The following is a 21,738-nucleotide window of genomic DNA, read 5'->3' on the forward strand; positions in this document are numbered from 1 at the left end:
AGAAAAATAGACAACGGCTAATAAAGTATGCACAACGGCTAATAAACATTATGCAACAGCTAATAAATGAAATACACCGGCTAATAGGATAATTACAATCAAGAAGGTATCTCTTGAAATGGCATTGTTTTGACTGCTTTTGTAAAATGTTATTTCATTTCGCTTAGGAAAGAAGAACATGGGTATTGGAAAGATAAAGGAAAAACGAGAGAAAAGTCGTATTAAAATATAAAGAGAAAAATAGATAGATATTGAGGAGGGATAGAAGTGACTGAAATAGAAAAAACAAATCCTGAAAATTGGAAAGTAGGTACTTCTTTTTTACCAGGATCACTTATGCAATTAGAAGAAATTAAAAATGCGGGATTGGATAGTATCGAATTCGTACTCTCCAGTAATGAACTTAATCTAACTTATCTAGGTTTGAAAAAAAGATTCGATCCTTATATTGAAAGAGTTGGAGAACTGGGATTAGAAGTATGGTCCGTCCATTTGCCTTTTGGATCAGAGTGGGATATTTCTACAATCGACATTCACAAAAGAAATGAAATACTGGAATCTCATTACGAATGGTTAACATGGGTAAGTGAGTGGGGAATTAAGCGTGTGATTATTCATCCTAGTTATGAGCCGATCCCAGAGAATGAAAGACTAGAGCGTATAAAGGCTTGCCAATATTCTCTGAATCTATTGGCTGAAAAAGCTAAGTTGCTAGATATTCATATTTGTGTTGAAGATTTGCCGCGTACATGTTTAGGCAATACGACTCAAGAAATGATGGAGCTTTTGAAGGCGCATAATAATTTGAAAGTTTGTTGTGATACGAATCATTTATTATCAGAATCCCCGGTTGATTTTATAAAACAGCTTGGTAAAAGTATAGCGACGGTGCACATTTCAGATTATGACGGAATAGATGAAAAGCATTGGCTTCCTGGGAAAGGAATTATAAAATGGAATGAAGTTATAAATGCTTTAGCGCAATCTGAGTATGAAGGGCCTTTTATGTTTGAGGTTAGGGAGGATGAGAATGACCCAAAACAATTATCCGAATGTTGGAACGGCTTGCTTGTAGAGTATAAAGAAACTTGAGGTCATCATACAAATTTTCTTATGATCTGAGAAAAACAAGATCAATCAAAAAGGGGGGAAGGAGCAATGATTAAAAGAATCAAAGTAAGACCAAGGTTATTTTATAAATATTTCTTGTCCTATTTGCTTGTCTTTATGATCCCTTACTTAACAATCAGTATTATTTTTTTTCAAATAGCTGTTGGAAATCTTGAAAAGCAAATAATTCGGGCTAATATTAATCAGATTGAACAGATAAGGGATATAACTGATTCAAGATTAATAGAGCTAAATAATCTGGCTACAAGGATTTCTTTTGATTATCGCTTAACCCCATATAGACTAACTCAGCCTTATTTGGATGGGCAAGCGATAGAAGAGCTAATCCGCTATAAAGCGAATAGTTCTTTTATTGATGAGTTATTTTTGCATTTCCAGGGAAATCAAGAGTTGATTTATTCTACGAAGGGTACGAGTAATTTTTACACCTTTATTAATAGTAATTACAAGTTGGATGAAGAGAATATCAATAAATTAAAAACAGGGATGCAAACAAAAGCTGATCCGATAATCCAAACAATTGATAGTGCTTCCGACAATGATAAAAATCATCATCTATTGGCGTATACCTACCCTTTGCCAATCAATAGTGTATCTTCATATGGCAGTGTAACTTTTTTAATAAAGGAAGCAACATTATCAAAGTTAATCCAAAATGCGTTGGGGGACTTTGAGGGAAATACCTTTATTTTAAATGGACAGAATGATCTGCTAGCCGTTGAGGGAAACGGAGAAATGCTTGATTTAGACTTTGTGAAAAATGTTTCTCTAACAGAATCAGGCATAATAAGTAAAGAACTTAATAATAAAAACTATTCCTTTTCTATTGTCCGTTCAATTATTAGTGATTGGACGTTTGTTACAGTACTGCCAACTGAACAATTTTATGGGAAAATGACTTCGTTAAAAAATTCAATTTTTATTATCTTGCTTGTAATAGCCTTAATAGGTATTGCAGTCGTTTGCTACTCATCCTTCAAACACTATAAGCCGATTGGGCATTTAGCGCAATTTCTTAGGAATAAAGATCGTTCTGAAACAAGCAATGGCAAAAAAAGTGAAATCGATTTAATCCGCAATAGAATTGAATCGATGTACGAAAGTAGTGAAAGGTTAAAAAAGGAAATAATCGCTCATAAACCTTTTGTAAAAGCTCAATTTTTGTCTAGCTTGCTCAAGGGTGAAAATAGTCATCAAAAATTAGATCAAGCATTAGTAAATGAGTTAAAAATACCCTTTGATGGATGTGCCTTTTTTGTGGTAGCGGTTTCCTATAAGGGAAAGATTAAAACCCAGGATACCATTCGCCAATGGGAACTGATTGTAGAAATGTTAGAAGAAATATCATTTCAAGAATGTAATGGATATGGAGTAGAATTAACTCATGATTATACAATAGCTGTTATTGTCATGCTAAAGAATGGCTTAAAGCGCACTACTAAAGATAATCATTATCTATTTATAAATGAATTAACAAATAGATTAAGAAATAATTGTTCTGTTATGCCCAGTGTTGGAATCGGCAAAATGTATGACGGGGTTCAGAAGATCAACCGTTCATTTATCGAGGCGATCTCTTCCATAGAAAATAATTTACTAAATAACTCACAGAATCCTGTCTTTTTTGAAGAAATCTCTGAAGAGCATGGCAAGATGGTCTGGTTCTCTGAGGAAAGAAAGTTGAAATTAATCCAAAGCCTCAAACAAGGAGATTATATAGTAGCTAAGGAAACATTGGCGGAAATTTTCTCCACTTTAGTGAAAACAAGCAAATCAAATTATCTGTTGAAATGCACATGCTACGATATTATAAATTCGATTTTGAAAACCAGTTCTGAATTGGAAATAGACCTTGAAGCGGATGATATCAAGTCTCTATCTGAATTTCAGTCTTTAGAAGGTTTAGAGAGAAGCGCTGTTACTATTATAAAAAAAGTTTGTACGGCAGTTGAAAATAAGAAGGAAAGCCGTAATTATCGATTGCGTGACAACATTATGGACTATATTCAAAAACAATTCAAACAGCATCATTTAAGTTTAGAAAGCGTAGCGGAGTATTTTCAAATTTCCAGTTCCTATCTTAGCCGCTTCATCAGAGAACAGACCGGGACAACATTTACACAATTTGTATGGGAATTACGTATTAAGAAATTCAAAGATCAATTAACAAATACAACTCGTCCAATTAAAGATATCGTCAAAGATGTTGGTTATTTAGATGTATCTAGTTTCACTAGAAAATTTAGAAAATCTGAAGGCTTAACTCCGACCGAATTTCGGGAACTTCATAGACAGAATTCGGATGGCAAAAAGGCACTATAGAATATTATTATGATCGAGAAGGCTTCTCATGCTTGCTAGAAACGGACAAGCATGGAAAGCCTTTTTTGTATATTAGACCTGTGCCAATTTTAAGGTGACTGTGCAATTTGTTACATCATAGGCTTGATTATTAACACTTTCTAGATTTGTAAATAGGGTAAAAGCCGTTTGCAAACTCGTTTTGCAAGTAGCAAAATTGGCATATTAAGAATATGAACGGCTCATGTCATTTCCAATTAGGTCATGATAGACTATGCACACTGAGTGAATTCTGAAAATACAAAAGAGTATAAAAGGTATTTTTCACTCAACAAACTGGTGTTAAGGGGGAATACAACAAAATGATTCGCTTTCTTTTTATCACGGATACACATATCGGAGCTGACTCAATGGAATTTCATCAACAGCCGGCCTATGCGAAAAAAGTTAAGCAACTGCTTTTCCATCTTAGAGAGCAAATTGAGAACTGCTCTATTGATTTCATCATTCATGGTGGCGATCTTGTTCACACATGCAAGCCGCAATTTATTCGTGAGGCGTATAACTTGTTTAAGTTTTCTGTTCCAACATATTTATGTTTAGGTAATCATGATTTAGACGATCCCAATGCATTAAATATTTGGCTAAATTATGCATCTGAATTATTTATAAGTGATTCTCCAAATTATGAGATTGTGACTGATACATGTGTTATTCATGTTTATCCAAATCATTGGGAAAGCGAAAGAGCATTTTATTGGGGAGAAATACAGGAACCTTTTTTATCCGAAGAGCAAATTAAACAATTAGAAGCAAATTTACAAAAAAATATGGATAAAGTTCACCTGTTAGTAACACATAGTCCAATTTTCGGAATGAGTACGGAACAAAGTAAACTTAGTCAAGTGATCCATGAACCACCCGCATCATTTCGAAATTCCATAACAAAATTGACACAGAAATATCCTCATTTGAAGGTAGTGTTATCGGGACATAATCATCTTAATACATTAAAAGTATCAGATGATTGCGTTTATATGACGGGGAGTTCCTTTATAGAGACACCGTTCGAGTACAAATTGGTTGAAGTTGATAAAAGTCATATAAAAATTTCAACATGCAGAATTAATCCATCTGAATTGGATTTTGTAGCTGAGTATAATCATGAAAGGCAGTATGTGCAAGGAAGGGAACAAGATCGGGAGTTAGTGATGGATTTAGAGATGCGCCAACAGATTACACGAGGAGGGTTATGATGAGATCCAGAAAATTAATGATTATAATTATAGCGGCAGTATTAATAATATTAGCGGCATGTAGCAATAAAGAGGCAGGGTCAGATGTAAATGAAGAGAAGGTTGCGAATTTTAATAAAACAGGATTTCCAGTTGTAAACAAACCAATTACTATTGAATTTATGACGGGAAAATCTCCGCTAACATCTGATGATTACAACCAAGTCCTTGTTTGGAAAGAGTACGAGAAAATGACCAATATTCATATTGATTGGGGACTAGTTCCAAATGAAGGATTAGCGGAAAAAAGAAACATTTCACTGGCAACTGGGAAATATCCTGAAGTTCTTTACAGTGCAGGGGTACCAAATGCAGATATACTAAAGTACGGGGAACAAGGTATTTTCCTAGAACTCAGCGATTTAATAGATGAGCATATGCCTAATTTGAAAAGGTTATTTGAGGAATATCCGGAAATCAAAATGGGACTTACATTTCCAGATGGGAAAATTTATTCTCTACCCACTATTTATTCGCCGGATTATACCTCCATCCTTGTTGTTAACAGGCCGTGGATTAAAGAAGATTGGCTTGAACAGTTAGGCATGGACATACCACAAACAACGGATGAGTTTTATAACTACCTAAAGAAAGTTAAGGAAACCGATTTAAATGGTGATGGCAGCAATAATGAAATTCCTTTTGGCTCTACTACAATTGCGACATTGTTATATTACTTAAATGGTTCCTTTGGGGTTGGGAATAGAGGGATAAGGCACTCGTTTTTAGATATGGACCCCGAAACGAATGAATTACGTTTTTATCGTATTTCGGATCGATATAAAGAACTTTTGCAATATGTAAACAAACTTTATGAGGAAGGGTTAATTGAGCAAAATATATATTCAATAGAAGAAATGCAGTTCCAAGCAACTGGATCAGAAGGATTGTATGGCAGCTCTGTTACGTCAAACCCAGAAAGTCGATGGGGAATTGAAGGAGAATATGTTGGCATGGAGCCGTTAACAGGACCACATGGCGATAAAATGCATGCTTATATAGGTTCCCCATTATCCCATACGGGAAGTTTTATCATAACAGATAAGAATAAACATCCAGAAGCTACAGCCCGTTGGATGGACTATTTTTATAGTGATGAAGGTGCAAGATTATTTTTTATGGGGTTGAAAGACAAGACCTATAAGGAAGATGAAAATGGTGAACTTGAGTATGTTGATGAAATCACAAATAATCCAGATGGAAAAACAATTCAACAGGCACAAAGTGAATATTTTACTTGGCTAGGTGGAGGCTATCCAGGTATTGTAAAAAAAGATTACTTCAAAAGTTTGCCTTCTTCATTAGAGGCAACCGAAAAATTAAAGCCCTATTTAATTGATGAAGTATGGTCTACATTTATCTATACACAAGAAGAAGGCAAAAAGTTATTGCCGTTAGAAACTGATATTGCAAAATACGCCAATGAAATGAGTGACAAATTTATAACCGGGACTATTTCCTTTGAACAATGGGATGAATACGTTAAGGAAATAAAAAAATTAGGCTTAGACGAATATATGAAAATCCAAAATGCAGCGTACGAAAGATATAAAAATAGTTAGCGTTGGAGAAGGGGACGGTCTTCCTAATCCAAAATACGACTATAATATCGCTACTACTCAGAATGATAGTAATGCATTCCAACCTTTGAAAGATTAATGGAAATATTAAAGGGAGTGAAAGGATTGAACGTAAGTAAATTATTATTTTTAGTAGGGATTACATTGTTATTGCTTGTTAGTGCTTGTAGTAATGGCAATTCGGAAAAGGTGGATAATGAGAAAAACGAACCCAATACTACTAACCCTACAAAAGAGGGCACTGCTGAGGTACAAGAAAATTTTAATGAGATGGGTATGCCTATAGTGAATGAACCGATCACACTCCATTTTATGACAGGAAAGCCGCCTTTAACAGCAGAAGATTACAATGAAGTTTTAATATGGAAAAAGTATGCGGAAATGACAAATATTAATATTGATTGGGGGTTAACTCCAAGAGAAGGACTTGAGGAAAAAAGGAACTTGTCTTTGGCGAGTGGGGAATATCCAGAAGTATTTTATTCATCGGGTCTTCTTGATACGGATCTATATAAATATGGTAGACAAGGTGTTTTTATTCAGTTAAATGATTTAATTGATGAGTATATGCCAAATTTAAAAGCTCTATTTGAACAGTACCCAGAAATTAAAAAGGGAATGACCTTTCCAGATGGAAGTATTTATTCATTGCCAACAATTTACTCTCCCGATTTTATCTCTGTTACGAGTCATACAAAGCCTTATATTAAGAAGGATTGGTTGGAACAGCTTGGAATGGAAGTTCCTCAAACGACAGAGGAATTTTACCAATATCTAAAAAAAGTTAAAGAAACGGATTTAAATGGGAATGGAAAACATGATGAAATTCCGTTTGGCTCTACTAATATAGCAACTTTAGAGTTTTATTTAAAAGGATCATTTGACGTTGGGAACAGAGGCAGTAGGCATTCCTTCCTTGACGTAGACCCTGAAAGAGGAGATTTGCGCTTTTTCCGAATATCAGAAAGTTATAAAGAGTTACTGCAGTTCATGAATAAGCTTTTTTCGGAGGGATTAATTGAAGAAAAAATTTTTTCAATTGATGAAAACCAATTTCAGGCAACCGGATCGGAAGGATTCTATGGCAGTACTGTAACAACAAATCCTGAAACACGTTGGGGAGTAAAGGATGAATATGTAGGTATGCCTGCTCTTAAAGGTCCAAAAGGGGATCAAAAATGGGTTTATGTCACATCTTCACTAGCTAATAAAGGCGGATTTGCCATTACGGATAAAAATAATAATCCGGAAGCAACGGTTCGTTGGATGGATTATTTTTATGGGGATGAAGGAACCAAATTATATTTTATGGGGATAGAAGGAGAGACCTATCAAGTAACAGCCGATGGAGAAATAGAGTATATGGATCATATTACCGATCCCCCGGAAGGAATTACGATGCAACAAGCACAAAGACCTTATTTAACTTATTTAGGGGGCGGATATCCCGGAATAGTGAAACAAGAATTTTTCAAAGGTGCAGAAAGTCTACCTTCTTCAATTGAGGCAACCAAGGAATTTGAAAAATATATTATCGATGATGTTTGGCCGGATTTCACGTATACTTCAGATGAATATGATAAACTTATTCCACTGCAAACAGATATTCATAAGTATGCGGATGAAATGAGGGATAAATTCATCTCAGGTGATGCTTCCTTTTCCGAATGGGATAAATATGTTGAGACGATAGAAAGAATGGGCCTCGATAAATATATGGAAATCCAAAAACAGGCTTATGAAAGATACAAAAACAGTTAATTTAACCCCAAAGTCAGTAGCTGACAACAAAAAGTAAATTTGCTAAAAAATGTAGCATTGATTTTTTCCAGAATAAAGAGTACTATAAATATACAAGCTACGTTGCTCGTAACTTTAATTAAGTTTTTCACCTAGTTAGAATTTAGGGAGTTTTACATTGAAACTGAAATGACAAATCTCTGTCTATAAGACATGGAGGACAGGCAGGAAGGTTTCTGCAAACACCCACTTTAAAAAAGTGGTGTTTAAAACTTCATTAAGCAAGATACGGCAAATGTGGCTTCTAAACAAGTCAATCAAACCAGTCTCTTTACGGGGCTGGTTTTTTACTTTTCTAAGAGAAACATTGATAGAACCGATACTGATTGCCTATTGAATATTACAATTATTCTATATATTATTCTATTTAGAATAGTCGAGAATCTAGCAAATAGTCGTTTCTGTATTCGTAATATTACTAAGTGTAACACCGGCTAGCTTCAGCCATTACATAGTCTATCCATCAAGATATGTCGGATTTTATTTAGAAAGAAAGGAGAATGCGATGGAGAGAACGTCGTTTTTTATTTTTACACATGATACTTAGTTAAGTAATATCAAATAATAAGGAGTTGCTTTAATGTCAATTGTTAAGAAGGGATTGTTTTTAGCAGCTATTATCATGCTCGTGTTATTAATTGGAATTGGTAGCCAATCAATCGGAATAACTTCAGCAAAAAATAATAACAAATCCAGTAATGATGATAAAGTAACTTTTTCTGTAGATTTAAAAGGGGGAAAAATCCCTAAAAATCCAAAATCTACAATCGAATTAGTATGTGGCGATACAACAGCAGCAAAAGGAAATTTAACTCCTGGCAATAAATCGATAACAAAGAAACATTCTGTAGTAGGCGAGCTTTGCGAAATTCGCATCGATGCAAAAAAGAACGAAATTATAGGTGATGAAGTCACATTCACTATTAGTCAGGATGGAGAGGTATTAGCTCAGAAGGTTACGTATCCAAAGGGGAAAAAGGCGATATCAACTGATTTTACCGTTCCTAACGGTGAAATTGAAGTGAATGTAACTCATGAATTCATCAATGGAGAGATTGGAACGGAACTTCGGGTTATGTCCTGGAATATTTGGGGTGGTGGTCGCGAAGCAGGTGGTAATGAGAATGTGGAGCAATTAATCGAGTATATTAGTGAAGCAGATCCAGATGTTCTTTTCACAATTGAAACATACCAGTCCGGTGAAAAAATACTAGATGGATTGAACGCCAGACTTCCAGAAGACCGACAGTATCATGCCTTCAAAGTAACAAGACAGGAAGTCCATCAACCAGAAAATGATAATTTGTGGATTTATAGCCGGTATCCAATCGTGGAAGAATATCCAGTTGCACATTATTCCGGGCTAATGAATGATTTCCATTTTGGTGGAGGGAAGATTGCATTACCGAATGGTCAGCAAGTAAATGTTTTTAATACTTGGATTTACCATGAAGATTGGGCATGGGGGCATACAAACACAACGGTAGGGGAAATAAAATACGGCTTGCCACGAACTTATACAAATGCCGAGGTTGTCGCGACAGATCTTGTTCGGAGGATAAAGCATATTAGAACAATCTTGAATGAAACAATTCCTGCTTATTTGAAGGATGATTCTTCACCGATCATTATGGCGGGTGATTTTAATACACTTTCTCATGAGGATTGGAGTGAGCGTTTCGCTGATGCTCCGGGACATGAAGGACTTGTATTGCAATGGCCGGTTACACAATTAATGGAGGAAGCTGGTTTTCAGGATTCCTACCGCTGGGCTTATCCGGATGCAGGAAGATTCCCAGGGAATACATGGAGTCCATATCACGGCAATGGATTAGCACCCGGAAGGATTGATTACATTTGGACTTCTGGTGAGCAAATGAGAATCCTTGATTCGACCGTTTTAGACAAGCGATTGCCTGAGCATCAAAACGAGGAGCATCCATTTTACTCAGATCACGCAGCAGTCGTAACAGATATGATGATTCGAGATATTGAAAACCTCCCGCAACCTGAGGAGCCTGAGATTAAATACGTCCCGCAAGATCAAATGAAAGCAACTTCGACTAGTGAGCATGTCGGATATGAAGCATCGAAAGCAATTGATGGTAATCTAAAAACATTTTGGCATTCTGAATGGGACCCACGTCCACCACTGCCACAAGCGATTACTTTAGATCTCGGTGACACCTATGATGTTACGGGACTAAGCTATCAAACACGTGCTGACTTTAAGCCAGATGGAATTATTACTGAGTACAATATTTATGCAAGCACGGATGGGGAAAAGTTTGCTAAAGTAGCGAGTGGCACTTGGGAAGAAGATTATGCGTTAAAGATTGCTGAATTTGAAGCGTCTGACGTTCGCTATATTAGGCTTGAGGCCATTGCATCTAGTGGCTTAGTGGCATCTGCTGCTGATATTAAGATTCATCGAAAGTAAAGAGTTAATGTTATCAAATAAATAGACACACTTGTATAAAATCCATCTTGTCCCTAACTCATCTTTATGGTACATTTATGTTATCGTTTTATGCTCGTTTGCAGGGAGGGATTTCGATGCATGCTTTATTCATAACTTTATTAATTATTGACGCTGTTGCTCTAATTGGTGTTGTCTTACTTCAGTCAGGGAAAAGTGCAGGACTTTCTGGTGCGATTTCCGGCGGAGCAGAGCAATTATTTGGGAAGCAAAAAGCTCGGGGAATGGACTTAATTCTCCATCGAATTACAGTAGTACTTTCTGTTTTGTTTTTTCTATTTGCGATTGCCGTGATTATGGTTGAATAATAATCAATAGATAAACCTGGTCTACTAGGCCGGGTTTTTTCATTTTTTGAAAATGATTACATATACAGATTAAAACCAATCAAGAAGATCTACCAACATAATCTTTATGTTAATTTGCTTCATTTTGTTGGCGTGATGAATATTATAAAATCGTATTTCTGGATTGTTCCGTTAGACTTTGTTAAAAATAAATTAAGATATAAACTGCTGAGATGTTCAGAATAGGAGTTATGTAAAATGAGAATTAAACCACCACAACCATTTACGTTTAAAGCTGGAAAAAGGGCTGTTCTTCTGCTCCATGGATTTACAGGTAATAGCGCGGATGTTCGAATGCTTGGTCGATATCTTGAAAATCAAGGCTATACTTGCCATGCACCGCAATATAAAGGTCATGGAGTTCCTCCAGAAGAACTCGTCCACACTGGTCCAGATGACTGGTGGGAGGACGTTATGAATGGGTATCAATTTTTAAAAGATAATGGTCATGAAGAAATTGCAGTGGCAGGACTTTCACTTGGAGGGGTTTTTTCTTTAAAACTCGGTTACACTGTACCTATAAAGGGAATCATTCCCATGTGTGCACCGATGTATTTTAAATCAGAAAAAAGTATGTATGATGGTATTTTAAAATACGCAAAAGAATATAAACAGTTCGAAGGAAAATCGAAGGAACAAATTGAGGAAGAAATGGAGAACTTCCGAAAAACCCCTATGAACACGTTAAAATCTTTGCAACATTTAATTTCGGATGTTCGTGATCAGGTTGAAACTATTTATGCACCACTATTTGTTGTCCAGGCACGGCATGATGAAATGATCAATCCAAATAGTGCTAACATTATATATGAAGAAACGGAATCAACGTATAAAGATATAAAATGGTATGAAAATTCAACTCATGTCATAACCCTTGGGCCGGAAAAGGAAACTCTTCATGAAGATATTTATCGGTTTTTAGAGGAACTTGATTGGACTGTTTAGACATGGAGGAGGGAAGATAAAATGGAAGAAAACATTTTTATAGACAAGGTACAGGATTTTTTACAGGAAGAAGCTAAGCCGCTGACCGTTAATGATATTGAACAAGCACTTGAAATTGAGGATGCAGAGGATTTTAAAAACCTGGTAAAAGCTCTTGTCCAAATGGAAGAACAAGGGTTAGTAGTTCGAACGAGAAGTAATCGTTACGGACTCCCTGAAAAAATGAATTTGGTGCGCGGAACGTTATCAGGACATGCGAAGGGGTTTGCATTTTTAATACCAGAGGATTCAAACCTTGATGATGTCTTCATCCCTCCTCATGAAAAAAATAGTGCTATGCACGGTGATCAAGTTTTAGTTAGAGTTTCTTCTGAGAGTAGCGGTTCTAGGAGAGAGGGCGCAGTTGTAAGAATTCTGAAGCGTGGATCACAAAAAATGGTGGGCACCTATTCAGAAAGTAAATATTTCGGTTTTGTTATTCCAGATGATAAAAAAATAGCAGATGATATTTTTATTCCTAAAAATAAAAGTATGGGTGCTATTGATGGGCATAAAGTTATTGTGAAAATTACGACATTCCCAGAAGATCGAAAAAATGCGGAAGGGGAAGTTGTAGAAATTCTCGGTCATAAAAATGACCCAGGAATCGATATATTATCGGTTATTCATCAACATGATTTACCGCTTGCTTTCCCTGAGGAAGTCATGACAGAGGCGAATCAAATTCCGGAGATAGTGGATGAAAGTGATTTTCCAAACCGGCGTGATTTGCGCGGGGAAACGATTGTAACGATTGATGGAGCAGATGCGAAAGATCTAGATGATGCAGTAACATTGACCAAACTTGAAAATGGTAACTATAAATTAGGCGTTCATATTGCGGATGTTACCTTTTATGTTGAAGAAGGTTCTGCAATAGATCGTGAAGCTTTTGAACGTGGGACAAGCGTTTATTTGGTTGATCGTGTTATTCCAATGATTCCTCACCGCTTGTCGAATGGAATCTGCTCGCTTAATCCTCAGGTTGATCGTTTTACGATTTCGTGTGAGATGGAAGTGAATCGTCAGGGAGAAGTTGTTAATCATGAAATTTTCCCAGGGTTAATTAAAACGACAGAAAGAATGACGTATGAAGCAGTAAATAAGATCCTTATTGACAAGGACGAAGAATTACGCAAAAAATATGATCCGCTAGTTCCGATGTTTGAGTTGATGGAAGAACTGCAAGGAATTCTCCAATCGAAGCGAATGAAACGTGGAGCTATTGATTTTGATTTTAAGGAAGCAAAAGTTTTAGTAGATGAAGACGGCAAGCCGACTGATGTTGTCATTCGAGAGCGTTCTATAGGAGAGCGGATTATTGAAGAATTCATGCTTCTAGCGAATGAAACGATTGCGGAACACTTCCATTGGTTGGATGTTCCATTTATTTATCGAATTCACGAAGATCCGAAGGCGGAAAAGCTACAAAGATTTTTTGAGTTCATTACAAACTTTGGATTAATTGTTCATGGTACAGCGAATTCCGTACATCCGCGTGCTTTACAAGAAATATTGGAAGCGATTCAAGGAAAACCGGAAGAAATGGTTATTTCAACGGTTATGCTAAGATCTATGCAACAGGCGAAATACGATCCAGAAAGTCTTGGTCACTTTGGGTTGTCCACAAAGTTTTACACGCACTTTACGTCACCGATTCGCCGTTATCCAGATTTAATTGTTCATCGTTTAATTCGTACGTATTTATTCCAAGGAAAATTGGATGAAACAACGCGGGTGAAATGGGATACTCAACTTCCCGAAATTGCCGATCACTCATCAAAAAGAGAACGTCGTGCGGTTGACGCTGAACGTGATACAGATGAAATGAAGAAAGCTGAATATATGGAAGACAAAATTGGGGAAGAGTTTGACGGTATCGTAAGTTCGGTCACAAACTTTGGTATATTTGTGGAACTGCCAAATACGATTGAAGGTCTTGTCCATGTTAGTTATATGACTGATGATTATTATCACTATGATGAACGTCAATTTTCGATGATTGGCGAGAGAACAGGAAATGTTTATCGAATTGGTGATGAAATAACGGTTCGTGTTATTAAAGTCAACAAAGATGAACATGACATCGATTTCGAAATCGTTGGTATGAAAAATAACCGACAAGAAAAGCGTGAAGATCCGAAGCCAAAAGTAGTTAAACTGAAAAAGAGCAAATCAAAGGGACCTCAAGGCTTTGAAGAAAGTGGAGAATGGTCAACAAAACCCCCAAGGAAGAAAAAGAAAAAAACATATCGAAATCAAAGTACGAAACCAGGAAAGAAGCGTCGTTAATGACAAAAGTAGGATGAAACGGAATACAAATGGCTCTGAATCGTTCCCGAAATGTGATGTTCTCATGTGAAACGGTAACGATTAGGTTCGAATCATACAGAATTAAATGAAAAGAGGATTCAAATTTTGTATAATGATTAACAAACAGAAAACAGGGGAGAGAGTGAAACATGCCAAAAGGGGAAGGAAAACTAATCGCCCAGAATAAAAAAGCGCGGCATGATTATTCGATTGAAGAAACATATGAAGCAGGAATGGTTTTGCAAGGAACGGAAATTAAATCGATACGAGCCGGACGCATCAATCTAAAAGATTCTTTTGCACGGATCCACAATGGAGAACTATTCTTGCACAATGTTCATATTAGTCCGTATGAACAAGGGAACCGTTATAACCATGACCCCTTACGTACGAGGAAACTATTACTTCATCGTAAAGAAATCAGTAAACTAATCGGAGAATCCAAAGAAGCAGGCTACTCCATTATTCCGTTAAAAGTTTATATTAAAAACGGATACGCAAAAGTTTTAATTGGGCTTGCTAAAGGGAAAAAGAAATATGATAAGCGAGAAGATTTAAAACGGAAAGAAGCGAAACGTGATATTGAAAGAGCATTTCGTGAACGACAGAAAATGTGAATATACAATGAGAGTTGTCCAAAGTAAAGGTTGGACAACTTTTTTATTTCACCGACACAAGTTAAATATTTTCATGTTAATGAAATAATCCCCCAATTTCACGAATAAATTGCCTAATAGATTCAATGAATTCGATCCCTATATAAAGGAGATTTAGAATGATGATCGAATATATTGGGTAATTAGATAAACGTAATAATTAGGAGGGGTTATGTGAGACTGTCAATTGGAGGCTATTCTTTTAATCACACAATCAATCAAGGGAAAATGGATATTTTCGGTTACTTGGAAACGGTAAAATATCGATATGGATTAAATACCGTAGATTTGTGGAACGGTCAATTCGCGAATCGAAGTTTTGAATCCCCAGATCTTGATTATGTGAAAAAAATTCGCGAGGCTTTGGATGAAAGGGAGCTCACCTTAATTAACTATGCGGTTGATGGTGCTCACATTTGGGACCCAGACCCGGAAAAAAGGGAGCAACTATATCAAAATGCTCTCAAGCACCTCGAAATAGGAGAAATTTTAGGTGCCCAATCAATTCGCATTGATACTGGCGGCTCCTTTGGTTCTGCCTCTGATTTTACTATGGAAATGAGTGATGAGCAGTTCGATTTTATCGTAAATCGTTATCAAGAGTTTTGTGAACGTGCTGCAAATAATGGTTATAAAATTGGGCCCGAAAACCATACAGGTCCTTCTCTAAGTCCGGTCGGAATCAAAAAAATTGCTGAGGCTGTGAATCATCCTAATTTTGGCATCCTTCTTCATATTGGACGTTGGAAAGAAGAAAAGGAAATTGGGGATGAAATGGTCGCACCTTGGGTCTGTCATACTCATTTTGATGCTAGAACGGCAGTTGCTGAGGAAGCAACAGAAAAAATTCAGATGTTAAAAGCGAGTGGTTATGACGGCTATTGGAGTATTGAGCATAATGCAGAAGGAAATCAATATGTAGAAGTTGAATGGCTCCTAGGAACGGTAAAACGACTACTAAGTAATTTGTAGTTAATGTGGAGGGCAAAAGTATGCGGAATATAAGAATTGGTGTGACAGGAGTAGGGAAAATTGGTAAAACACATCTTGAATTATATTCAAAAATCGAAGGAGCAGAAATTGTTGCCATTTGTGATGTAAATGAACAGGAAGCTAAAAAGGTTGAAAATCATAGAAATATCCAAGTCTACAGCCGCAATGATATAAAAATTGGGCGTGACCACCATTAGTATGGTGGTCATGCTAGAAGAATGGAAAGGAACATAACATTGTTAAACACAAAGCACACATTTCTAACTGTCAAACTTTTTAATTTTTTCCTCTACGGCTCCATTTCCATATTAATGTCTTTTTTTCCACTTTACTTTCAAGAAAGCGGGTTTAGTACTGTTGCGATCGGAATGATGATGGCGGGTGGTCCGTTTGTTTCGATTTTTGCCAATCCTTTTTGGGGGTATTGGAGTGATCGCCTGCAAAATATACGACGCATCTTAATGATTATGTTGTTAGGGAATATTATTGTTGTACAGTTTGTTTTTCAGATGAACTCTTTAACATTAGTTTTTATTACGATGTTATGCTTTTTTCTTTTTCAAACGCCTTTATTTTCGCAAAGTAATAGTCTTATCTTGAATACGATCGAAGGGACATCGTACAAATTTGGGACATTCCGATTGTGGGGCTCTTTAGGCTGGGCCATTATGGCTATAGCAGCAAGTCCACTTATCGATGTTGTGGGCATTAATAACTTATGGGTTATATACACTTTTATGCTGTTCCTAACCATTCTTTTTAGTTTTAAATTACCAACTGGGAAGGTGGAAGGTTCGAAAAAGGTGGAAAAAGGTGGTTATTCTAGAGCGTTGTTCGGGAATAAATATTTTTTAGTTTTTGTCCTTCTAGGAGTAATGATTTCTGTCCCTAATTCGATGAACCAAACCTTTAGCTCATTGTATATTGATGAATTAGGTGGATCAGTCGTATTAATTGGATGGGCAGCCTTCCTAACTGCAATTTTCGAAGTGCCTGTGTTTTTATTGTTTGATAAGTATTTAAAAAAGAATATCCCAACGATGATCGGCTGTTTAGTGTTTGTCAGTCTATTATTTGTATTACGTTGGTTTCTTATGTCACTTGCGACAAGTCCAGTGCAAATTATTTTCATTCAAATGCTTCATAGCATCAGTTTTGGAGGGTATTATTATATTGGAACAACGCTAACAGCTGAGCTCATCCCAGTGGAACTTAGAGCGAGTGGACAAGCGATTTACGCTTTAACTTGGGGTGGAATATCTGGAATTATCGCAGGTGTTTTTGGTGGATGGATGTTTCAAAATCTCGGTCCGCAAACAATGTATCAAGTTAGTACACTAATTGCTTCATGCGGTGTTATTGGCTTTGCAATGCTGTGGATATGGATTAGGAAAGACTCGCAATATAAGGTAGAACATGGAAAGGCAATGTCTGGTGGTCTGGAATGAAATTTATTAAAGTTGAAAAAACATTTTGTAGCATTTTCATTTAACTTATCCATAACCGGCAATTGATGCCAATCCCATTTGCATCCTTGATGTTTTATTTCGATGTGTTATAATAATAACCGTAAGTGATTTGAGCTTTATCTATTCCGAGTTCCCACTTGGATAGGAACGAGTATTAAATACTCAACCTTTTATATATGGGGACGTTACGGATTCGACAGGGATAGGTCGAGCTTAGGTTGCGAGTCGAGGGGATCGGCCTCGTAAAAACGTCAAAGCCAATAATAACTGGCAAAGAAAACAACAACTTCGCACTAGCTGCCTAATTAAGGCCTAATGCGGTTCCTCCCTCCATCGCCCATGTGGTAGGGTAAGGGACTCACTCTTAGTGGGATACGCCGGAAGTCCTCCGCCTGGGGACCAAGGAAGAGACTAATCAGGCTAGCGTTTCGGATGCCTGTCGATAGGCGGAAGAAGTCGCGAAATAATAATATATCGACTACACTCGTAGACGCTTAAGTGCCGATATTTCTGGACGTGGGTTCGATTAGTTAATAGTCGCCTTATGTGGTAACACATAAGTGAAAATTCGGCTTGATCGGTGAAACCTAAGTCGTGAAAATCACGATAAGGCAACCCCGAGCGGTATGTGGAGCAATCCAACAGCCGTGTATCGACTTATAGGCTGCCATCAAAGGGTAGTACTAGGATGTGAAAAGCTGTCTTTGAATAAGGTAAATCTATTTTTCACATAATACGCCGAGGGACCTGGTTATAAATCAGGTTCAAGATATAGTCAGTGCCATGACGAAAGCATGGAAATGCACGTCCCACCGTCTCCACCAAATACATAATTTGGTGGTTTTTACTTTTTTAAATTAAAATTGGAAAAACTCTTCCTCAAATAGTAATTTCCTTTTTAGACTTTCTGCATTGTATTTTCCATTTCTTGGAGTAACCTTCTCATAATTATTTATAATATGAAGTGCGCGCATTCTTTTCTGATCTACCCTTAGGTAAGGGGAAATTTTCCTTAATATAATGAGTACGCATTCCTTATTTTTTATACTTAAAGTATAGGAATCTTTATGTTTTTCAGGGTTATAGTTCTTTTTAGTAATAATATATCCATTTGTTAAAGTTTGAATGTATTTTAGAAGTTCAATATCTGTTGAAGAAATGGTGATACAAGGTCTTCGATGTTCCCCTTCATGCATTCTTGTTAAAGTAACTGATCCTTCACCATCAACAATACCCGCTAAATAAGCGGACTCCCAATCTTTTATTTTAATTCCTCCAATCATACAAATAATAGTTTCTGAGGGAATGTGTGTTCTTATTTTGATTATAATATTAAATAGATTATTAAGCAACTCTATAAAAATGTAGAAGTAAAATTCATAGGACTATATATGATTATGTCGAGATGCAAAATTTTTAAACAGTGGCATAGCAGGCTCAACCCTTAGAAGGCTTTAATCACAGTGTTTTTTATTAATGGACTTGCTGAAAGTAACTCTGTCTCCACCTCTATTGAAGATAACGAACAAGTTAGGTTGAACGGTCATTCACACAAGAAGATGCTTCAAAGGTGAAAAGGCGCAATTATAAATCCTGATGATAATAAAATCTCAAGGAAGCATCAAAAACTGCAGCAAATTTCATGCTTCCCGAATACCTGTACATCGTTCCATTGTTCTCATGATCCAATGATATGCGAAGCCATTTTCCTCCTAGCAAATAAGAAGGCCCCAACCTGAATACAAAAGTAGATTCCAGCAATGATAAAGAAATGGGCGAGTATCACTGGATTTTGTGTGATCCCACCAATATCTGTTGCCATAATAACGATATACAGAAAGGCTAAAATAATGCCCGTAATAGTTGGGATAAAGAATAGAGCCATTAATTCCTGGGAAATCGTTTTCTTTACTTCCTGTGATGTAATTCCGATCTTAGTTAATTTTTTGTATTTAAGTTTCTCCTTATCAATGTCAGAAAATAGATTGAGATATAACAAAACAAATGAGCCAAAGAAAAAAAGGATACTTAAAAAAGTTGTAACGAAAAATAAGAGACCGTTGGAATTTTTCTTGAAATTATAATTTTCCACTTTTGAGGCAACTTGAAAAAAGTCTTCTTCAAACATATATTGATTTTGAGTTCCGATAAATGGCGGACTAGACGCATTTAATAACTTAAATTTCTCCGATAGTTCCTCTACAGCCGCAGCCGAGGATTTCCAGTTATCAAGATTAATTAAATGAAGATTAGCTTCAAAACCATCTAACTGATGTTTCAATGACTCAAAATCGGCAGGGCTAACAACAATATATTCGAAGTTGGAAACGAATAAGTTTATCCTACTTTGAGCTATTTTTTCCTTCATTTTATAGCTCTCCTCCCCAAATGTAAGGGTTTCGCTATATTCATCTAGACCTATAATGTTTTCAGGATGGTCATTTATGTAATGAATGAATTCCCCATCCTCTAAACTTTTTTGAGTAGATGTCAGTTTATTAAATTCGTTTACCGGAATAAAGCTATAGCGCTCATACAGATCCTGATAGGCGCTTTTTTCATAGTAGTAATAAATCGGGATGACAAGGTGCTCCTTATTGTTCAATATAGAACCAACCTCGTCTTCAGGTAAAAAATTTTTAGTTTCAGTTTGCAGAAAGGCGACATCATATGGATTAATTTCAATTGCTTCTTTTTCAGATAAGTTGTAAAAGGTTAATAATAAACTGCTATAAAGAATCGTGATCATGACCATTACTGTTATAAGCATAAACAGAGATGTAAGTTGTTTAAACTTATACTCAAGACTCGCCAATAATAATAGTTTGCGAAAATAAAAACCTTTATTTCTTTTAAAAAGCTCAATAAAAAGGCTAATCGATTGATAAAGGCTAATATACAATCCAGTAAATACGCCGATCGTCCACATGAATAGATATTCCCCAGAAGAATCAGAATAAGTCAAATAAAGAAACAAGAGTGATCCAGTTAAAAAAGCTAGTCCGATCCCACCAATCAATGGACTTTTCATTTTGTTTGTCTCAGCAACTTTATCGCTCTTCAAATTTTGAGCAATATTTCTTCTCAGAGTAAGAAACAGTGAATTTCCAGCTGCTATGAAAAAAACAATGACAAAAGCAATAATGGAATAAAGAAACATATTACTTGTTAAATGAAAGGAAACAGCTTGTAATCCCACGCTATTTATTAGTACCAAAAAGAAAAGTCTAGAAAAGACAGTACCTCCAATAATCCCAGTAATAATGGAGGAGAGAGCGATAACCCCGTTTTCTAACAATAACAGCTTACTAATGTCGCGATTTGACATTCCTAATGTCATGAAAAGCGCAAACTCACTTTTTCTTTGCTTCATAAAAATAAAATGGGCATAATAGATGAAAAAAATAGTAAACACTATCAGGGCTGCAGTGGGTATTTTTAAAGCATCTTGGACGCCGTCTAACTGTTTTGCCTCACTGATTTGCTCATTGAAATAGACTGTGGAAAACATAAAGAAGAACATTACAGCAAAGCTATTGCACAAAAAGTAAAATAGGTATTTCTTATAATGAGCTTTAGCCATTTTCCAGACAATTTGACTAAACGTCATACGTTCTCCCTCCTAAAATAGCGAGGTTATCCATAATTTGATTAAAAAACTCCTTCCTGTTACTCTTTTTTACAATTGAGGAATGGATAAGTCCATCCTTTATAAAAATTACTTTTTGGCAGTAGCTTGCAGCGAAAACATCGTGTGTTACTATGAGTACAGTTGTCGCAAGTTCATACACTATTTTTTCAAAGCATTCCATAATAACAGCTGAAGATTTAGAGTCTAAATTTCCAGTCGGTTCATCAGCAAATATGATGTTTGGTTTATTCACTAATGCTCGACTAACGGCTGTTCGCTGTTGTTGCCCTCCAGAGACCTCGTAAGGATATTTATTTAAGATGGATTCGATTTCAAAAAGTTTTGCAAGGTTTCTAACCCTTTCTTCCATCTCATTTGCTGATTTCTTTTCAAGAATCATTGGTAGAATAATATTTTCTTTTACTGTGAGGCTATCTAAAAGGTTAAAATCTTGAAAGACAAAGCCTAATTGTTTACGGCGAAATAGCGCAATTTGATCTCCAGTTATTTTGTTCAAATCTTGACCGGAGATAGCTACATCGCCCGAAGTTGGTTGGTCGATCCCGCTTAAAATATTTAAGAAAGTTGTCTTTCCACTTCCGGATGGACCCATTATGGCTATAAACTCACCCTTGTTCATGGACAAGCTTACTCCTCCTAACGCAGCCGTGGAACTAGCCTCTCCTGCTTCGCCGTAAACTTTGACGATATGACTAGCATCTAAAATGAGCACCTTTTCTCCTCCAAGTCATGACATAT

General features: G+C 36.3%; 16 protein-coding genes and 2 other RNA genes. 15 read left to right on the top strand and 3 right to left on the bottom strand.

The features are described 5' to 3' along the window. Positions 1–267: 267 nt before the first annotated feature. The 15 genes from BN1243_RS18245 (at position 268) to ssrA (ending at position 17,877) form a co-directional block, all read left to right on the top strand. Positions 268–1,092, top strand: coding sequence for a sugar phosphate isomerase/epimerase family protein (locus BN1243_RS18245; protein ID WP_062109233.1), 825 nt, complete (start codon positions 268–270; stop codon positions 1,090–1,092). 66 nt (positions 1,093–1,158) lie between these two features. Beyond that, positions 1,159–3,453 (top strand): helix-turn-helix domain-containing protein, encoded by a 2,295-nt coding sequence (locus BN1243_RS18250; protein WP_062109235.1) that lies wholly within the window; start codon positions 1,159–1,161, stop codon positions 3,451–3,453. Between the two features lie 341 nt (positions 3,454–3,794). Further along, complete coding sequence (locus BN1243_RS18255; RefSeq protein WP_062109237.1) at positions 3,795–4,688, top strand: metallophosphoesterase family protein; 894 nt, start codon at positions 3,795–3,797, stop codon at positions 4,686–4,688. Further along, positions 4,688–6,289: an extracellular solute-binding protein gene (locus tag BN1243_RS18260; RefSeq protein WP_062109239.1), complete on the top strand. Its 1,602-nt coding sequence runs from the start codon at positions 4,688–4,690 to the stop codon at positions 6,287–6,289. Before BN1243_RS18255 ends, BN1243_RS18260 begins: the two co-directional genes overlap by 1 nt. A gap of 96 nt (positions 6,290–6,385) precedes the next feature. Beyond that, a complete protein-coding gene (locus BN1243_RS18265; protein ID WP_195892134.1) occupies positions 6,386–8,068 on the top strand; it encodes an extracellular solute-binding protein in 1,683 nt (560 codons plus the stop codon). A 91-nt stretch (positions 8,069–8,159) separates the two neighbouring features. Next, positions 8,160–8,355, top strand: a non-coding RNA gene (ssrS, locus tag BN1243_RS18270) — 6S RNA. Between the two features lie 332 nt (positions 8,356–8,687). Further along, a complete protein-coding gene (locus BN1243_RS18275) occupies positions 8,688–10,547 on the top strand; it encodes a discoidin domain-containing protein (RefSeq protein ID WP_062109243.1) in 1,860 nt (619 codons plus the stop codon). A gap of 116 nt (positions 10,548–10,663) precedes the next feature. Further along, positions 10,664–10,894 carry a preprotein translocase subunit SecG gene (gene secG / locus BN1243_RS18280; RefSeq protein WP_062109245.1) on the top strand — a complete coding sequence of 77 codons (231 nt, stop codon included), beginning with the start codon at positions 10,664–10,666 and terminating at the stop codon, positions 10,892–10,894. A 237-nt stretch (positions 10,895–11,131) separates the two neighbouring features. Next, entirely contained in the window at positions 11,132–11,878 is a 747-nt protein-coding gene (locus BN1243_RS18285; RefSeq protein WP_062109248.1) for an alpha/beta hydrolase, read from the top strand. Positions 11,879–11,899: 21 nt separating this feature from the next. Continuing rightward, a complete protein-coding gene (gene rnr, locus BN1243_RS18290) occupies positions 11,900–14,209 on the top strand; it encodes a ribonuclease R (protein ID WP_062109250.1) in 2,310 nt (769 codons plus the stop codon). Between the two features lie 170 nt (positions 14,210–14,379). Beyond that, entirely contained in the window at positions 14,380–14,847 is a 468-nt protein-coding gene (gene smpB / locus BN1243_RS18295) for an SsrA-binding protein SmpB (RefSeq protein WP_062109252.1), read from the top strand. Between the two features lie 213 nt (positions 14,848–15,060). Then, entirely contained in the window at positions 15,061–15,858 is a 798-nt protein-coding gene (locus BN1243_RS18300) for a sugar phosphate isomerase/epimerase family protein (RefSeq protein WP_062109255.1), read from the top strand. A gap of 20 nt (positions 15,859–15,878) precedes the next feature. Beyond that, positions 15,879–16,076 (top strand): Gfo/Idh/MocA family oxidoreductase, encoded by a 198-nt coding sequence (locus tag BN1243_RS18305; RefSeq protein ID WP_062109257.1) that lies wholly within the window; start codon positions 15,879–15,881, stop codon positions 16,074–16,076. Positions 16,077–16,097: 21 nt separating this feature from the next. Then, positions 16,098–17,327 (top strand): MFS transporter, encoded by a 1,230-nt coding sequence (locus tag BN1243_RS18310; RefSeq protein WP_062109259.1) that lies wholly within the window; start codon positions 16,098–16,100, stop codon positions 17,325–17,327. 207 nt (positions 17,328–17,534) lie between these two features. Next, positions 17,535–17,877: a transfer-messenger RNA gene (ssrA, locus tag BN1243_RS18315) on the top strand. A gap of 328 nt (positions 17,878–18,205) precedes the next feature. On the opposite strand, the gene BN1243_RS18320 is transcribed toward ssrA, so the two are convergent. The 3 genes from BN1243_RS18320 to BN1243_RS18330 form a co-directional block, all read right to left on the bottom strand. Beyond that, positions 18,206–18,631, bottom strand: a complete 426-nt coding sequence (locus tag BN1243_RS18320; RefSeq protein WP_230200254.1) for an LAGLIDADG family homing endonuclease — start codon at positions 18,629–18,631, stop codon at positions 18,206–18,208. Between the two features lie 395 nt (positions 18,632–19,026). After that, the gene (locus BN1243_RS18325; protein WP_062109261.1) at positions 19,027–20,958 is read right to left on the bottom strand and encodes an ABC transporter permease; all 1,932 of its coding nucleotides are present in this window, start codon (positions 20,956–20,958) and stop codon (positions 19,027–19,029) included. Then, positions 20,948–21,712 (bottom strand): ABC transporter ATP-binding protein, encoded by a 765-nt coding sequence (locus BN1243_RS18330; RefSeq protein WP_062109263.1) that lies wholly within the window; start codon positions 21,710–21,712, stop codon positions 20,948–20,950. The genes BN1243_RS18325 and BN1243_RS18330 overlap by 11 nt, the downstream gene beginning before the upstream one ends. Between the last annotated feature and the right edge of the window lie 26 nt (positions 21,713–21,738).

It is taken from the genome of Bacillus niameyensis (genome assembly GCF_001375535.1).
In the GTDB taxonomy this organism is placed as follows: domain Bacteria; phylum Bacillota; class Bacilli; order Bacillales; family Bacillaceae_C; genus Lederbergia; species Lederbergia niameyensis.

Excerpts from the sequence above, each read along its gene's own strand:
- BN1243_RS18250 (WP_062109235.1), top strand. The coding sequence starts at position 1,159 with ATGATTAAAAGAATCAAAGTAAGACCAAGGTTATTTTATAAATATTTC.
- BN1243_RS18255 (WP_062109237.1), top strand. The coding sequence starts at position 3,795 with ATGATTCGCTTTCTTTTTATCACGGATACACATATCGGAGCTGACTCA.
- BN1243_RS18260 (WP_062109239.1), top strand. The coding sequence starts at position 4,688 with ATGAGATCCAGAAAATTAATGATTATAATTATAGCGGCAGTATTAATA.
- BN1243_RS18265 (WP_195892134.1), top strand. The coding sequence starts at position 6,386 with ATGGAAATATTAAAGGGAGTGAAAGGATTGAACGTAAGTAAATTATTA.
- BN1243_RS18275 (WP_062109243.1), top strand. The coding sequence starts at position 8,688 with ATGTCAATTGTTAAGAAGGGATTGTTTTTAGCAGCTATTATCATGCTC.
- secG (WP_062109245.1), top strand. The coding sequence starts at position 10,664 with ATGCATGCTTTATTCATAACTTTATTAATTATTGACGCTGTTGCTCTA.
- BN1243_RS18285 (WP_062109248.1), top strand. The coding sequence starts at position 11,132 with ATGAGAATTAAACCACCACAACCATTTACGTTTAAAGCTGGAAAAAGG.
- rnr (WP_062109250.1), top strand. The coding sequence starts at position 11,900 with ATGGAAGAAAACATTTTTATAGACAAGGTACAGGATTTTTTACAGGAA.
- smpB (WP_062109252.1), top strand. The coding sequence starts at position 14,380 with ATGCCAAAAGGGGAAGGAAAACTAATCGCCCAGAATAAAAAAGCGCGG.
- BN1243_RS18305 (WP_062109257.1), top strand. The coding sequence starts at position 15,879 with ATGCGGAATATAAGAATTGGTGTGACAGGAGTAGGGAAAATTGGTAAA.
- BN1243_RS18310 (WP_062109259.1), top strand. The coding sequence starts at position 16,098 with ATGGAAAGGAACATAACATTGTTAAACACAAAGCACACATTTCTAACT.
- BN1243_RS18320 (WP_230200254.1), bottom strand. The coding sequence starts at position 18,631 with ATGATTGGAGGAATTAAAATAAAAGATTGGGAGTCCGCTTATTTAGCG.
- BN1243_RS18325 (WP_062109261.1), bottom strand. The coding sequence starts at position 20,958 with ATGACGTTTAGTCAAATTGTCTGGAAAATGGCTAAAGCTCATTATAAG.